Origin of the sequence: Streptomyces sp. NBC_00209 (assembly GCF_045206345.1) — a bacterium.
GTDB lineage: Bacteria > Actinomycetota > Actinomycetes > Streptomycetales > Streptomycetaceae > Streptomyces.
Window position 1 is genome coordinate 3647028 of record NZ_CP108121.1, and the last position, 15386, is coordinate 3662413.

The window sequence follows — 15386 nt, forward strand, 5'->3', positions numbered from 1 at the left end:
GGCAGGTGGTACGGAAATGAGCGGTTTCACGTGAAACACGGCGCGGCGGCACACGGCGCCCGGGCAGCCCGGACGGGCACACCGCGCCGAGCGGGAGCGGTGGTTCAGACGGCGGGGCCGGAGGCCGTACGGCCGTGCGGCGGACCCGGGTCGAGCGCCTTGTCGTAGGCCGAGACCCAGAAGAACTCCCCGGCCTCGTCGTACGCGTACAGCAGCCCCGAGCATCCGGAGGTCAGCTCCGCGTCGACGGGCTCCAGCTGGCGCACCTGGACGGTGGCGGTGGTCCCGTCGTCGGCGGTGACCTCGGCCTGGCCGAAGTCCGTGCCGACCGAGCCGGTACGGATCGTGCAGACGCGGCCCAGGAAGTCCCGGCGCGATGGCGGAGGCTGGTCGGGGAAGACGCGCCGGAAGTGGTGGACGAGCAGCCGCACCGCGCCCCAGGCGAGCAGCAGCGCCCCGGCGAGCACCGCGCAGGCCAGCACGGCGCGCAGCGGTCCGGTGGCGCCCGAGCGGTGTACCAGGACCGAACCGGTCAGGGCGGAGAACCAGCCGACGGCGATCATCAGGGACACCGAGACGGTGACCGGGACGCCTCCGACGCCCGCGAGATCGGTGTCCAGGTCGGCGTCGAAGGAGTGGTGGTCGGCCGCGCCGACCAGGACGAGCAGCCAGAAGGCGATGACGACGACCAGCGCGGCGGCGAAGAGTACGGCCGGGAAGGACAGCGTCGCGTCCAGGAATTCCCGCATCGGTCCCGCCCCCCCTGCCGTTCCGCCGGCGGTGTCGCCGGCGCCTGCGCGGACCGGTTGGGGACCACGGTGCCGCGGTGTCGCCCTCGACGACACCACGGCAGCCGGGTCTTCCCCCGATCCCCCGTGCACCCCGTGTTTCCCCCGTTGGTCCCCCGGTTGGTGCTGACAGGATCGTGTCATCCGGGGCGGCCCGATCGCATTGCCGGAACACGGCAACGTTCGCCGCTCCCCGATGCCGGGCACCGGCACCGCCTCCCGTGCGTTGGGCTGGTGACGGTACGGAATGGAAACGGAGGCGGACGCGTGGCGGAACCGGTGATTCCCGACAGTTTTCTGGAGGGTTACGCACGCATACTCGGGGAGGTGGCCGTCTCGGGCCGACGGCTCACCCGTGAGGAGCTGGACTCCCGCCGTGCCCTGGGCCGGGAGGCCGCCGAGGCAGGCCACCAGCTCCGCGCACTGGTCCGCATGCATCTCGCGGAGGCCCGCGCCGCCTGGCCCGCCCCCGCCCCCGGCGCGACCCCCGCCGCCATGGCCGCCGCCACGGACAGCGTGCTGGCCGCCATGGAGCAGGCGGTCGACGCCTTCGCGGACGGTTTCGAGCGCGCCCAGCGCCTCACCGTGCGCCGCGAGGAGGCCGCCAGACGGGAGTTCATCGACGACCTGCTGTACGGGCGCAGCGATCTCGGCCGGCTCGCCGAGCGGGCCACCCGCTTCGGGCTGCGCCTCTCGCGCGCCCACGCCGTGGCGGTCGCGACCGGCCCGGAGGCGTACACGGAGACGGAGGCGGTGCCCCGGCACGTGGAGTCGGCGATGCTGGCCCGGTTCGGAGGGCGCAAGATCCTGCTCACCACGAAGGACGGGCGCATGGTGTGCGTCGCGCCCGGCAGCCAGCCCGACGTCCTGCGCTACTTCGCGAAGCAGGCGCACGCGGCGACGGACGGCGGCCGGGTCGCCGTCGGCCGCGCCCACCGGGGCCCCGGCGGCGTCGTCCAGTCGTACGACGAGGCGCTCGACGCGCTGGACCTGGCGGCCCGGATGGACCTGGACGACCCCGTGCTGTTCGCCGCCGACCTGCTCGTCTACCCGGTGCTGACCCGCGACCGGCAGGCCATGGCCGATCTCGTACGCAGTGAGCTCGGCCCGCTCCAGAAGGCCAGGGGCGGCGCCGACCCGCTGCTCAAGACCCTGTCGGTGTATTTCGACGCGGGCTGTGTCGCCGCCGAGACCGCCCGCCGCCTCTCACTGAGCGTCCGGGCCCTCACGTACCGGCTGGAACGCATCCACCAGCTGACCGGCTCCGACCCGAGCGACCCCCAGCACCGCTACACGCTCCAGACCGCCGTGATCGGCGCCCGGCTGCTGGACTGGCCCGCCAAGGAGGTCTGAGCCCGACCGGGCCCGGTTCCACATGCGGGACGGGCGGGCTCCGCCTAGCGTGATCGTCCGGGGGATTCCGGCGGCGTGCGCAGCGAGGGAGATCCGCCCCATGGCCCGTGAAGCAGGTCCCCGAGCAGCAGGAACCCGCAGGGCGAACCCCCGTGAGGACCATCCATCGCATCGCTGGTGGGTGCTCGGGGTGATCGGCCTCGCCCAGCTGATGGTGGTGCTCGACGCGACGATCGTGAACATCGCGCTGCCCTCCGCCCAGCAGGACCTCGGCTTCAGCGACGGCAACCGGCAGTGGATCGTCACGGCGTACGCCCTCGCCTTCGGCTCGCTGCTGCTGCTGGGCGGACGCATCGCCGACCTGGTGGGCCGCCGGGTGGTCTTCCTGACCGGCCTCGTCGGCTTCGCGGTCGCCTCCGCGATCGGCGGCGCCGCCCCGAGCTTCGAGGTCCTGGTGCTGGCCCGCGCCCTGCAGGGCGTGTTCGGCGCGCTGCTCGCCCCGGCGGCGCTGTCCCTGCTCACCACGACGTTCACCGTGCCCAAGGAGCGGGCCAAGGCGTTCGGGATCTACGGTGCCATCGCGGGGGCGGGCGGTGCGGTGGGGCTGCTGCTCGGCGGGGTGCTCACGGAGTACCTGGACTGGCGCTGGTGCCTCTACGTCAACCTGCTCTTCGCGTTCCTGGCCTTCGTGGGCGGCTGGCGGCTGCTGACCGCGGGGGCACCGACGGACCGGCCCCGGCTCGACATCCCGGGGACGCTGCTGGTCTCGGCCGGCCTCTTCTGCATCGTCTACGGCTTCTCGGAGGCCGAGTCGCACGCCTGGAGTTCGCCGCTGACCTGGGGGTTCCTGGTGGCGGGCGCGGTGCTGGTGGCGGCGTTCGCCTGGTGGCAGACCAGGGCGGCGCATCCGTTGCTGCCGATGCGGGTGGTGCTGGACCGGGACCGGGCGGCGTCGTTCCTCGCGATGTTCATCTCCGGCGGCGGGATGTTCGGCGTCTTCCTCTTCCTCACGTACTACTTGCAGAAGGGCCTGGACTATTCGCCGGTCTCCACCGGGCTCGCCTTCATCCCGATGGTCGCCTGCATGATCGCCTCGTCGGTGACGACGACGAACGTGCTGTTGCTGCGGTTCGGTGCGAAACCGATCGTGCCGACCGGGATGGGTATCGCGGCCGCCGCGATGGTGTGGCTGACCGCCCTGGACCTGAACAGCAGCTACGCCGCCCATGTGCTGCCGCCGTTGCTCTGCCTGGGCATCGGCCTCGGCGCCGTCTTCGCCACGGCGATGAACCTGGCCACCGCGGGCGTCGGGGCGCACGACGCCGGGGTGGCCTCGGCGATGGTCAACACCAGCCAGCAGGTCGGCGGCTCCATCGGCACGGCCCTGCTGAACACCCTCGCGACCACCGCCGCCGCGAACTACCTGGTGGGCCGCAGGCCGACCCCGCCCGTCGTCGCCCAGGCCCAGCTGGAGAGCTACGCCACCGCGTACTGGTGGTCCGCGGGCTTCTTCGCCCTCGGGCTCGTCGTCACCCTGTTCCTCTACCGGCCCGGCGCACCCCGCCCGCACCTCACGGAGGAACCGGCGCGGGCGTGAGGGCTCAGCGCCTCGCGCCCTCCGTGAGCCGGACGAACGGGATCGACTCGCCCACCCGCCGGTAGTCCTCCGTACCGCCGTCCACCTCGAAGCCCATGTACGCGCAGAGCCGGCGGGCGACCCTGGGGTGGCGGGGTGCGTACCGCGCCATCAGCTCACCGCCCTCCTCGGCGGTCAGCACCTGCGCGGTGACCGCGTGGAAGCGGCGGCCGGCCTGGACCGTGGCGTGCGGGGTGTGCTCCAGGTTGCGGAACCAGTCGGCGCGGGGGCCGAAGCCCGAGGCGACGGTCCAGCAGGTCCGTCCCTCGTGGGTGCCCGCCTCCACGACCTCGATGGCGGTACGGCGGGGGAGGCCCGAGACGCGGCCGGTGTGGACGAGCAGCAGCAGCCGGCCCCCGAAGAGCGGCCCGAGCCCCATGCGGAACATATGGACGGGCAGCCGGAAGGCGGTGCGCCGCCAGCCGGTCGGCGGGTCCGGGCGCCGGGGAGCGGGCGTAGCCGCAGGTTCATGCGTCACTATGCAAACGTTGCATAATCCAAAGGTTCGTGCCAGCGTGCGCCGCTGTCGGTCCGGTACCGGTTGAGTGGCGTTTCCGTATCGGATGACGGCCGGTTCGAGTAAGCGGGCCGGGCGCGGTAAAAAGGGGCATGGCCGCGCACGGACAGGCACCCGATGACCCCCCGACCGCACCGGACCGGGACGACGTCGACGCGGTGACGCGCGCGGTGCTGACCGCGTCGAGACTGCTGGTCGCGGTGTCCGCCCGGTCGCTCGCGGCGGTCGAGGACCGGGTGACGCTGCCCCAGTTCCGGCTGCTCGTGGTGCTCTCCACGCACGGGGAGGCCAAGCTCGTCACCCTCGCCGAGCGCCTCGGTGTGAACCCCTCGACCGCGATGCGGATGCTCGACCGGCTGATCGCGGCGGGCCTCGCGGAACGTCAGGTCAACCCGGCCAACCGCCGCGAGACGATGCTGCGGGTGACACCCGAGGGCCACCGCCTGGTCGAGGAGGTCACGGCCGGCCGCCGCCGCGAGGTCGCCTCGATCGTGGAGCGCATCGCGCCCGCGCAGCGCTCCGCGCTGATCGACGCGCTGCGGGCGTTCACCGACGCGGGCGGTGAGGCGGCGGCCCCCGCCGAGGGCACCGACGCCTACCCGCTGGGCTGGACGCCGGACCTGCCGGCGGGGGCCTGAGGGGCGGACCTGCCGCCCGCACCCTGACGCCACGCGGTCACTCGGTCGAGGCCGAGACCTCTTCCCGGGCCGCGGGGACCGCTTCACCGCTCGCCGCGACCGGCGTCGGAGCCGCGTCCTTGCCGCGCCACTTCTGGACGCGTTCGACCACCGGCTGGGTCCAGCGCGCGGTGAGCGGGCCGACGATGACCAGGATCAGGACGTACGCGGTGGCGATGGGGCCGATGCGGGGCTCCGTAGCCACGGCCAGACCCGCGATCACGATGGAGAACTCGCCGCGCGCGACGAGCGTGCCGCCCGCCCGCCAGCGCCCGCGCGGTCCGATGCCGGCGCGCCGGGCCGCGTACCAGCCGGTCCCGATCTTCGTGAAGACGGTGACGACGGCGAGCAGCGCGGCCGGCAGCAGCACCGGCGGAATCTCGGCCGGGTTGGTGGAGAGCCCGAAGAACACGAAGAAGACGGCGGCGAACAGGTCCCGCAGCGGGGTCAGCAGCTTGCGCGCGCCCTCCGCGACCTCGCCGGAGAGCGCGATGCCGACGAGGAACGCGCCGACGGCGGCCGACACCTGGAGCTGCTGGGCCACCCCGGCGACCAGGACGGTCAGACCGAGCACGACGAGCAGCAGCATCTCCGGATTGTCGGAGGAGACCGCGCGGCTGATGAGGCGGCCGTGCCGCAGCGCGAGATAGAGCACGAACCCGACCGTGCCGAGCGCGATGAGCAGCGCGATGCTGCCGCCGGCGAGGCCGACGCCCGCGAGCATCGCGGTGAGCAGCGGCAGGTAGACGGCCATCGACAGGTCCTCGATGACCAGCACCCCGAGGATGACCGGCGTCTCCCGGTTGCCGAGGCGTCCCAGGTCCGCGAGGACCTTCGCGATCACGCCGGACGAGGAGATCCAGGTGACGCCGGCCAGCGCGACGGCCCCGACCGGGCCCCAGCCGAGCAGCAGCGCGGCGACCGCGCCCGGGGTCGCGTTGAGCACGAAGTCCACGGCCCCGGACGGGTACTGCGTCTTCAGGCTGGTCACCAGCTCGGACGCGCTGTATTCGAGGCCGAGCAGGAGCAGCAGCAGGATGACGCCGATCTCGGCGCCGACGGCGGTGAACTCCTCGCTCGCGCCGAGCGGCAGCAGCCCGCCCTCGCCGAAGGCCAGCCCGGCCAGCAGGTAGAGGGGGATCGGCGAGAGCCCTATCCGGCCGGCGAACCGCCCGATGATGCCGAGTCCCAGGATGACGGAGCCGAGCTCCATGAGCAGTGCGGTCGTGTCGTGCACGGTCAGCCCTCCGCGATGATCTCGGAGAGCGTGTCGACGCCCTCGCGTGTTCCGACGGCGATGAGCGTGTCGCCGATGGCCAGCCGGAAGTCCGGCCCGGGTGACGGGTGCGCGCTGTGGGTGCGCAGCACCGCCACGATCGAGGCGCCGGTCCGGGTCCGCGCCTTCGTGTCGCCGAGCAGCCGGCCGCCGTACGGCGAGCGGGTGCCGAGCGGGATGTGCTCGGTGACCAGGTCGATGCCCTCGGTCCGTACGGCGTCGATGGGCGCCGCGTCGATGAGGTGGGCGAGCCCCGTCGCCTCCTGTGGGGTCAGGGGGACGGAGAGCCGGCACGAATCAGGGTCGTCCTGGTCGTAGAAGCCGATGAACCGCCGCCCGTCGTGGTGGACGACCACGGAGATGTGCTGCCCCGACTCGGTCGTGTAGTCGTACTGGACGCCGACTCCGGGCAGCGTGGTGCGGTGGGTTCCCATGGCTTCCTCCCGAGGGGCGCGGTACGCGCGAGGCACTTGGCGATCTCTTTAGACCCGCATTACCTTATCCGGAGGTATGTGCCACCCCCGAGGGGCGACTTCCGGCCACGGCTCCTGACGGTCCGGACCCCGGCACACGAATGCCCGGCCGGTTGCGCAACCGGCCGGGCACGCGGGTCTGTTCGTACGGGGGATCAGTCGCCTGTTCGTACGGGGATCAGTCGCCGATCTCGATCTTCCCGTTCTTCTCGGCCGAGGCTGCCGGGACCGCCGGGACCGCCGGGGCCACCGGCTCGGCGGTGGCCGCCTTCGGTACCGCGCCCTTGAGGTTCTGGAGCAGCGCGGCGAGGTCGACCCCGGTGGTGGAGCTGAGCAGCTCCATGCCCTGGGCGACGTTGTCCGTGACCGTACGGGACAGCCGGCTCGCCCCGTCCGTGGAGATGACGGTCATCTTGTCGATGGCGCTCAGCGGCTCGGCGGCCTTGGCGACGACCTGGGGCAGCACCTCGACGAGCATCTGGAGGACGGCCGCGTCGCCGTACTGCGCGAAGGCGTCGGCCTTCTTCTGCATGGCCTCGGCCTCGGCCGAACCGCGCGCCGCGATGGCGGCGGCCTCCGCCTCACCCTCGATGCGCACCGCCTCGGCGAGTGCGGAGCGGTGCAGCTTCTCGCCCTCACCGGTGAGCCGGGCGCGCTCGGCGGCCGCCTCGGCCTCCTTGACCTGGGCGATGCGGCGGGCTTCGGCCTCCTGCTCGGCCTGGTAGCGGGCGGCGTCGGCGGGCTTGCGGACCTTGGTGTCGAGCTCGCGGTCGGTCAGCGCGGCCTGGCGCTCGGCGACCTTCTCCTGCTCGGCCAGGATCTCCTGGCGGCGCGCGGCCTCGGCGAGCGGGCCCGCGGCGTCGGCCTGGGCGGCGGCCGCCTCGGTCTCCGCCTTGATCTCGGCCTGCTTCAGGTAGAAGGTCCGCTCGGCGATGGCGATCTCCTCGGCGGCCTTCAGACGGGCCTGCTCCGAGGCGCGGCGGGCGATGGCCTCCGCGATGTCGGCCTCCTGCTTGGCGCGGGCGGCCTCGGGGCGGCCCAGGTCCTCCAGGTAGGAGCCCTCGGTGGTGATGTCCTGGATCTGGAAGGCGTCCAGGATCAGGCCCTGGCCGGACAGGCTGGCCTCGGCCTCCTCCGCCACCTGGCCGGCGAACGCGGCACGGTCGCGGATGATGTCCTCGACGGACATCCGGCCGACGATGGCGCGCAGCGCGCCGGAGAGCACTTCCTGGGTGAAGCCGACGATGCCGTCCTGCTGGCGCAGGAAGCGCTGGGCGGCGGCCCGGATGGCGTCCTCGCTGCCGCCGACCTTGACGATCGCGACGCCTTCGAGGTGTGCCTTGACGCCGCGCAGGGTGACGGCGCCGCGCACGGCGACCGGGATGTGCCGGCTGGACAGGTCCAGGGTGAACTTCTGCTGGACGAACGGCACGACGAAGACGCCGCCGCCGACGACGACCTTCTGGCCGCTGTTGTCGATGCTGGTCCGGCCGGTCACCGGGTCGACGGACTTCTTGCCCCGGCGGCCGGTGATGATGAACGCCTGGCTGGGGCCGGCCACCTTGTAACGGGTGATCACGGCGAGGGCGAGCAGGAAGAGGAGTACGACGACTCCGACGATCGCGAGCATTACGGGACTCATGCGGTTTCCCCCTCTGCCTCCTGACGGGGGCAGTCGTGAGACGAGCGGTGATGGTGCCGGGCGTACCGGTCAGCGTTCGACGGGACGGACCGACACCGACGTGCTGGAGAGCGACGCCTCGACCCAGACCTCGGCGCCGCGCGCGACGGGCACCGTGCTCCTCGCGGACAGCTTCACGAGGTGGCCGCCGAGGCGGAGCAGGACCTCGCCGTAGCCGTCGGCCGGGATCGCGGTGACCACCGAACCGGACGTGCCGACCAGGTCCTCGCCGCGCGGGGTCGCGTCGGTCTGGTCCCGCATCAGGGCGCGGCTGAACTTCCAGGTCAGCAGGGCGGCGGCCACCCCGGCCGCGGCCCCCGCCACGGTGGCGACGAGGGTGCCCGCGCCGGTCGTGCCGAGCACGATGGCGCCGCCGAAGCCGAGCATCGACAGGAAGCCCGCGATCACCGGAAGGGAGACGAGCCCGCCGAAAAGGCCCTCCAGGAGACCCCCGAAGAGGCCCTCCAGGATCCCGTCGAAGACCAGCGACAGGGCGAGCAGGGCGACCCCCGCGATGCCGAGACCGAGAAACAACGTCATCTGATCACCCCTCCCGGCCCCGCCGACCCCTGTGCTGCTTTTCCGTCGAACTGGCTGGATGGTCCCATACGCACCCCCCGGACGACATTGCCGGAACCCGGCAATCTTTTACTTGCTGTTGATGCCGGACAACTGGTCGGACAGGGTGTCCAGGGACTGGAACGTCGCCCCCAGCAGCGCCACGTGCTTCCACCGCAGCACCCCCTCCGCGTCGATCAGGAAGACGGCGCGCCGCACCCCGATCCCGGGTGCGGCGACGCCGAAGGCCCGGGCGGTCTCCCGGCCCGGGTCCGCGAGCAGCGGCATGCGCAGCCCATGGGCGCGGGCGAACGACTCGTGGCTGTCCACACCCTGTGGGCTGATCCCCCACACCTCCGCGTCCAGCTTCTCGAAGATCTCCATGCCCGAGGAGTACGCGCACAACTGCTTCGTGCACACGGTGGTGTTGTCGCCCGGGTAGAAGGCGAGGACCAGGGCCCGGCCGCGCGCCTCCGCGAGCGCGTAGTCGCGCCGCTCGAAGGCGTCCCCGGCGAGCACCCCACCCGGAAGCGTGAAGTCCGGTACGGCCGATCCCAGGTGCGGTGACGATCCCATGGCGTGCCCTTCGGTGTGCTGCGCCCGGGCGGCGGTGGTGCCGCCCGTGTCGCGTACAGCATGCCTCCGTCACCGGGGACGGTCAGCCACCCGGGGACGGTTCCGGTTCGGTGAGGAACAGCCCGAGGAGCACGGCCGGTACGGGGATGGCGCACAGGACCGTGAACACGCCCTGCGGCCCGTACGCCTGCGCCGTCGCGCCCAGCACCGGGGCGATCAGCCCCCCGATGCTGACGGCGAGGCCCAGCGTGACCCCGGCCGCCGTGCCCGGGCGCCCCGGCAGGTAGTCCTGACCCAGCTTCACCAGGACGGCGAACGGCACGTTGAGCGCCAGCCCCGCCAGGACCGCGAAGACCAGCGGTAGCAGGGTGCCCGGGGTCAGCCGCAGCGCGACCAGGGCCGGCACGGCGGCGAGACCGCCCAGTTGCACCGTACGGACCATGCCGACGCGGTCCGCGATCCGGCCGCCGAGCAGCGTGCCGGCGACCCCGCCGACCAGGAAGCAGGCGAGCGCGACACCGGCGACGCCCCGGCCCGAGTGGAGGTGGCGGATCCAGAACAGCTCGATGAAGGTGATCGCGCCGAAGAACGCCACCGAGCGCACCACCTCGATCCCGGTGAGGAAGAGGAACGGCCGCCACCGGTCCCGCCCCGCCCGCCCGGCCTTGCGCGCGGGGGCGACGGCCGGACGGTGCCGGAGCAGGACGAACGCCATCAGGACGGCGGGCGGGATGAACAGCGCCGTCGCCCCGACCCCCATCGCGACGAGTGCCGGGGTCGCGAGCACCGGGGCCATGAAGAAGCCGACGCTGCCGCCCGCCGCGAAGACGCTCATCGCGGACGCGCTGTCGCCCGCAGCCTCCCGGGCCGCCTTGCCCGCCGCCGGGTGGAACATCGCCACGCCGAGGCCGGAGAGCAGGATCAGCAGCCAGACGGCGGCGTACGGCCGCACCAGACCGGACAGGCCGAGCCCGATCCCGGCGACGGCGAGCCCGGCGGGCGCAAGCCGAGGCAGCCGGTAACGGTCCACCGCGATGCCGATGAACGGCTGCGGCACCGAGCTGCCGAGGGCGGCCGCGAGGGTCAGCCCGGAGGCGGCGACATAGCTGTAGCCCCGGTCGAGCACGAAGTACGGGACGCAGGCGGGGACGAGGCCCTGGTAGAGGTCGTCCACGGCGTGCGCGGCGCCCCACATCCGCATCCGCCGCCAGGCGGAGACGGGCGCGGCGGCCCCGGTGGGCGGGGCATCGGCGGGCGGGGCCCCGGCCTGCGCGGCGTTGTCGGTGGTCATGAAGGTGCTCCTCCTCGAAGGTCCCTTCGAGGATTCCGGCCGCCCGGGGCAGCGGGCTAGCGATAATCTGCCTGCTTATGTCGCCAACCGGCCGCACTCTGCACGGCCCCGCCCGGGTTCCGCTCGCGCACCAGGAACGCATCGAGAGCCACCACCACCTGGAGCACCAGCTCGTCTGCCCCTCGCGCGGCGTCCTCGAAGTCGCCACCCCGCTCGGCGTCTGGGCCGTGCCCCCGCACCGGGCGGTCTGGATCCCGGCGGGCGTCGTCCACGCGCACCTCGCGTACGGCCCGACCGAGCTGCGGGCGCTCAGCTTCGCCCCGGCCGACAATCCGCTCCGGCTCGACCGGCCGACCGTCCTCGCCGTCACCCCGCTGCTGCGCGAGGTCGTGGCCTGCCTGACCGACGACACGGAGCTCGCCGGCGACGCGCGCCGCCGGCGCAACCTGGAGCGCGTCGCGCTCGACCAGCTGCGCCGGGTCGAACCGCTCGGGGTCTGCCTGCCCACCCCGGCCGACGCCCGGCTGCGCGACATCGCCCGCCTCCTCCAGGACGACCCGGCGGACGGGCGGACCCTCACCGAGCTGGGCACGGCCGTCGGCGCGGCGCCCCGCACCCTGAGCCGGCTCTTCCGCACGGAGACCGGGATGTCGTTCCCGCAGTGGCGCACCCAGCTCCGCCTGCACCACGCGCTGACCCTGCTCGCCTCGGGCGGCTCGGTCACCTCAGTGGCCGTGGCCTGCGGCTACAGCGGCCCGAGCGCCTTCATCCAGTCGTTCCGGCACGCTTTCGGGACGACTCCGGGCTCGTACGCGGCAAGCACGTCCTGACCACACCCGCCACCCGGCGGTCTGCGGATGCGGGAGCGGGCGGGGCGACCGAGGATGAAGGGCCGGGCAGCGGGCGGTCCGCGCCCTGCCCCAGGAGGTTCGTCTTGCCGGTGCACGCCTACCATCCGCCGTCCATCGACGTCACGGCGCTCGCCGCCGTGCTCGACGGCACGACGGCCGGCGTGGCCGTGTTCGACACCGAGCTGCGCTACGTGTACGTCAACCCGTCCCTCGTACGCCACAACGGCATCCCGCCCGCCGCCCACATCGGCCGCCGCGCCAGCGAGGTGCTGCCCGACATCGACGCCCGCGAGGACCTGATGCGCGCCGTGCTCGCGGACGGCCGGGCCCGCGAGGTCACCTCCAGCGGCCGGCTGCCCGCCGAGTCCGGGACCGCTCGGGTCTACTGGCACGGGGCCTACCACCGCCTGGAGGTGGACGGCCGGGTCGTCGGCGTCGTCGGGATCGTGCTGGAGGTCATGGCCGACGACGAACAGCGCCGGTTCGCCCAGGCCCAGCGCCACCTCTCCCTCCTCGACAGCGCGAACACCCGTATCGGCACCACCCTCGACATGGACACCACCTGCGCCGAACTGGCCGACCTCGTCGTGCCGGGGCTCGCCGACGTCGCCACCGTCGAGGTCTTCCCGCCGGACGTCGCCCCGCCGGTGCGCCCGGCGCCGCCCGACGTGGTCCGGCTGCGCCGGGCGGCCATGTCGGCGGTACGCGGACTGAGCCGGGGCGTCGCCCGCTTCGGGGTGGCCGGCGACTACATCGACTACCAGGAGGAGGCCGCCGTACCGCGCTGCCTGGCGACCAACCAGCCCGTGGTCGAGGACCTCACCGACACCGAGCGGCTGAGCCGCGCCGCGCCCAGCCCGGAGCGCGTGGCCGCCTACGGGGAGCTCGGGCTGCACTCGGCGGTCGCCGTGCCGATCTCGGTGCGCGGCGCCCCGATCGGCGTGCTCGGCCTGCTCAGGGCCGGCGGCTCGCCCGTCTTCTCGGACGACGACGTGGTGGTGGCCCGGGAGCTCGCGGGGCGGGCCGCCGTCCATCTCGACCACGCCCGCCGCTTCACCCACGAGCACACCATCGCCTTGGAGCTCCAGCGCTCCCTGCTCTCCGAGCCCCGGCCGCCCCACCCGCACATCGAGGTCGCCACCCGCTATCTGCCGGCCGACCGCAGCGTCCTGGTGGGCGGCGACTGGTTCGACGTCATCCCGCTGCCCGACGGGCGGCACCTCAAGGCGATGGGCGACGTCATGGGGCACGGCGTCGAGGCGGCCGTCGCGATGAGCCACTACCGCTCGCTGCTGCGCCTCCTCGCCGACGAGGAGCTGCCTCCGCACCGCATCCTGGAGCAGCTGGACCGGATGGTGGAGCGCTCCGGGATCGACCGGGCGGCGACCTGTCTGCTCGCCGTGGTGAACGCGGACGGCGGGCAGTGCGAGGTGGCGAGCGCGGGCCACCTGCCGCCGGTCTTCCTCGACCCGGGCCCGGCGGGCACCCGGATCTGCGACGTACCGGCGGCCCCGCCGCTCGGCACCGGATTCGGCGGCTACCGGTCGGCGGTGATGGAGTGCGGCCCGGGCACGGTGCTGTTCATGTACACCGACGGGCTCGTGGAGCGGCGCGACGAGGACATCGACACGAGCGTCGCCCGGCTGGGAGAGCTGGCCCTGCCGGACAACGGCGATCTGGAGACCTTCCTGGACCGGGTGCTCGAACGCTTCGGCCCCGGCGCCGAGGACGACATCGCGGTCATGGCCTCGCGGACCCGGGAGGAGCCGGAGGCCACGGTCCCGGAGTCCTGAGCCGGGCCCGCCGCCCGTGCCCCGCCCCCGCGTCACACGAACAGGAACGCCGTCGCCGTCGCCGCGCCCAGCGCCGTACCCGCCGTGACCTGGCCGACCGTGTGATAGCCGAGCGCCACCCGCGACCAGGAGACCGCGGCCGCCATCGCGTACGCGCAGAGCCACCACGGCGAGTGGACGGCGGCCAGCAGGGCGACCACCGCCGAGGCCACGGAGGCGTCCACGGAGATCTTCCACACCGTGTTGACCGCCAGCAGCACGACGGTCATCGCCCACAGCGCGAGCATCGCGGCCAGGATGCCGGTGGGCGCCCCGCCCAGCACCATGACCGCCGAACCGGTGCCGATGGAGCCCAGGATCACGAAGAAGATCGGCGCCCGTTTGGTGCGGTCCACGACATGGCGGTCGCCCCAGGTGCCGCGCCCCCGCTCCCACTCGATGTACCCGGCGGGCACGATCCCCGCGCACAGCGCGCCGAGCAGTCCCCAGAGCAGTCCGGTCCACTCCCCGGCCGCCGCGAGGCCGATGGCGAGCATGCCGACGAGCAGCACGTTGCGGGGCTGGAGGACATCGGTCACCCGCCGCGCGAGGGGGTGGTCGGGGGCGGACGTGGTGTCGGTGGTGGTCATGCCGGCTGCTCCTTGCCCGCGGTGTCACAGGTGTCGAGGATCTGACGGGCCCGCTCCGGGGTCACCGTCCGGTAGGCCGCCGCGACCCGGACCAGCCGGGCGACCTCGCCGTCCTGGTCGGTGGCGTGCTGGGTGGAGACGGCCGCCGCCTCCCCGGGGACCGCCCCGGCGTCCCGGGCGGTCAGCGCCGCCCTGATCCAGTACGCGTCGGCGAGCGGCGAGCCGGAACCGGCCCCGGCGGCGGCCTCGGCGGCGGGCAGCAGGGTGTCCGGCACGTAGTGGCGCAGCTTCTCGACCGCGTCCGCGATGTCCGCCGCCCAGCGGTCGACCCGCAGGTCGGCGGGCGTGTCGAAGCGCGTCAGCTCCCGCAGCAGCGGGCGCGGCGGCTCGAAGGGCTGGTCCGGGAAGGCGGTCATCAGCGCGTACCAGAGGCCGTGCAGCCGGGCCTGCGCCCGCCAGAGCTTGGCCCGGCGGCGGACGTTGCTCAGGGCCGGGATGGAGGCGCCGACCGCGAAGAAGAGGAAGAGGACGACCTGGGCGGCCTCGGTGACCTCGTCGAAGTCCAGCGCGAAGGACTCGCTCGGCCGGTCCACGACGCTGACCCAGAGGAACAGCGTCCGGCTGACGGTGTAGCCGACGCCGATGAACATGGCGAACGTCATCATCCCGAGCCCGACGCGCAGATGGCGCATCGTGGCGCTCCCGGTGGCCAGCGCCCACTGGTACGCGCAGACGGCGGACGCGGCGCCGAGGTAGAGGTAGAACACGCTCATGTACAGCGTGGCGCCCCACTGCCCGGCGTGGTCCGCGACGAAGCGGTCCGAGGGCGTGGAGCGGTCGACCACGGTGAAGAACAGCACGGTGAGCAGCACCAGGGTCGCGACCGACGCCTTGGCCGCGACCTGCTGGATGAGCCGGGCGAACCGCACGTGCCGGGGGATCCCGCCCTCGTCCTCGTACCGGCCGTAGATCGCCACGATGTAGCTGAGAATGGCCAGAATCGCGATGGTCGCGGTGTAGTGCTTGATGAGGACCGACAGGTCGGTCACCGGGCTGTCGTTGAGCCCGACGCGCACGAACCGGGTCTTCGTCCAGAGCGCCAGCGCGAATCCCGCGTAACACCCCCACAGCGCCCGGCGGCGCCGGTCCTCCTCGTCACCCCACAGGGCGGCCGGCATGCGCCACAGGGCGACGGCTGTCATCAGGCCCGCTATGAGATAGCCGGCGAGGTCGAGCGGGGTCACGGCGGACGTCCTCGGGAGTGGGGGAGTGCGGTCGGGCGATACG

15 protein-coding genes are annotated in these 15386 nt (G+C 73.4%); 5 read left to right on the forward strand and 10 right to left on the reverse strand.

Annotated features, from left to right (window positions below):
* Positions 1–104: 104 nt before the first annotated feature.
* Complete coding sequence (locus tag OG867_RS16465) at positions 105–749, reverse strand: hypothetical protein (protein ID WP_328901060.1); 645 nt, start codon at positions 747–749, stop codon at positions 105–107.
* 306 nt (positions 750–1055) lie between these two features.
* Here OG867_RS16465 and OG867_RS16470 point away from each other — a divergent pair, with 306 nt between their 5' ends.
* Together OG867_RS16470 and OG867_RS16475 are read left to right on the forward strand one after the other, a co-directional pair.
* On the forward strand, positions 1056–2141 hold the full coding sequence (locus tag OG867_RS16470) for a helix-turn-helix domain-containing protein (RefSeq protein WP_328901059.1): 1086 nt from the start codon (positions 1056–1058) through the stop codon (positions 2139–2141).
* A 100-nt stretch (positions 2142–2241) separates the two neighbouring features.
* On the forward strand, positions 2242–3738 hold the full coding sequence (locus OG867_RS16475) for an MFS transporter (protein WP_328901058.1): 1497 nt from the start codon (positions 2242–2244) through the stop codon (positions 3736–3738).
* 4 nt (positions 3739–3742) lie between these two features.
* Here the strand turns inward: OG867_RS16475 and OG867_RS16480 are convergent, their stop codons facing one another.
* Positions 3743–4255: a nitroreductase family deazaflavin-dependent oxidoreductase gene (locus OG867_RS16480; RefSeq protein WP_328901057.1), complete on the reverse strand. Its 513-nt coding sequence runs from the start codon at positions 4253–4255 to the stop codon at positions 3743–3745.
* Between the two features lie 131 nt (positions 4256–4386).
* Here OG867_RS16480 and OG867_RS16485 point away from each other — a divergent pair, with 131 nt between their 5' ends.
* On the forward strand, positions 4387–4932 hold the full coding sequence (locus OG867_RS16485) for a MarR family winged helix-turn-helix transcriptional regulator (protein ID WP_406286173.1): 546 nt from the start codon (positions 4387–4389) through the stop codon (positions 4930–4932).
* A 37-nt stretch (positions 4933–4969) separates the two neighbouring features.
* Here OG867_RS16485 and OG867_RS16490 read toward each other — a convergent pair whose 3' ends face one another.
* From OG867_RS16490 to OG867_RS16515, 6 genes are all read right to left on the reverse strand, one after another.
* The gene (locus OG867_RS16490; protein WP_406286175.1) at positions 4970–6208 is read right to left on the reverse strand and encodes a cation:proton antiporter; all 1239 of its coding nucleotides are present in this window, start codon (positions 6206–6208) and stop codon (positions 4970–4972) included.
* Between the two features lie 2 nt (positions 6209–6210).
* Positions 6211–6681: a cation:proton antiporter regulatory subunit gene (locus OG867_RS16495; protein WP_018102023.1), complete on the reverse strand. Its 471-nt coding sequence runs from the start codon at positions 6679–6681 to the stop codon at positions 6211–6213.
* 217 nt (positions 6682–6898) lie between these two features.
* Positions 6899–8362, reverse strand: a complete 1464-nt coding sequence (locus OG867_RS16500) for a flotillin family protein (protein ID WP_406286177.1) — start codon at positions 8360–8362, stop codon at positions 6899–6901.
* Between the two features lie 69 nt (positions 8363–8431).
* Positions 8432–8941, reverse strand: coding sequence for a hypothetical protein (locus tag OG867_RS16505; RefSeq protein ID WP_328901053.1), 510 nt, complete (start codon positions 8939–8941; stop codon positions 8432–8434).
* A gap of 108 nt (positions 8942–9049) precedes the next feature.
* Positions 9050–9535, reverse strand: coding sequence for a peroxiredoxin family protein (locus tag OG867_RS16510; protein ID WP_406286179.1), 486 nt, complete (start codon positions 9533–9535; stop codon positions 9050–9052).
* A gap of 82 nt (positions 9536–9617) precedes the next feature.
* A complete protein-coding gene (locus tag OG867_RS16515) occupies positions 9618–10826 on the reverse strand; it encodes an MFS transporter (RefSeq protein WP_406286182.1) in 1209 nt (402 codons plus the stop codon).
* Between the two features lie 77 nt (positions 10827–10903).
* Between OG867_RS16515 and OG867_RS16520 the strand changes: the two genes are divergently transcribed.
* Both OG867_RS16520 and OG867_RS16525 read left to right on the forward strand, forming a co-directional pair.
* The gene (locus tag OG867_RS16520) at positions 10904–11656 is read left to right on the forward strand and encodes an AraC family transcriptional regulator (protein WP_406286184.1); all 753 of its coding nucleotides are present in this window, start codon (positions 10904–10906) and stop codon (positions 11654–11656) included.
* Positions 11657–11760: 104 nt separating this feature from the next.
* Positions 11761–13470, forward strand: a complete 1710-nt coding sequence (locus tag OG867_RS16525; protein WP_406286186.1) for a SpoIIE family protein phosphatase — start codon at positions 11761–11763, stop codon at positions 13468–13470.
* 32 nt (positions 13471–13502) lie between these two features.
* On the opposite strand, the gene OG867_RS16530 is transcribed toward OG867_RS16525, so the two are convergent.
* Together OG867_RS16530 and OG867_RS16535 are read right to left on the reverse strand one after the other, a co-directional pair.
* Positions 13503–14099 carry a hypothetical protein gene (locus OG867_RS16530; protein WP_406286188.1) on the reverse strand — a complete coding sequence of 199 codons (597 nt, stop codon included), beginning with the start codon at positions 14097–14099 and terminating at the stop codon, positions 13503–13505.
* A complete protein-coding gene (locus tag OG867_RS16535; protein WP_406286190.1) occupies positions 14096–15343 on the reverse strand; it encodes an MAB_1171c family putative transporter in 1248 nt (415 codons plus the stop codon). Before OG867_RS16535 ends, OG867_RS16530 begins: the two co-directional genes overlap by 4 nt.
* Positions 15344–15386: the final 43 nt, after the last annotated feature.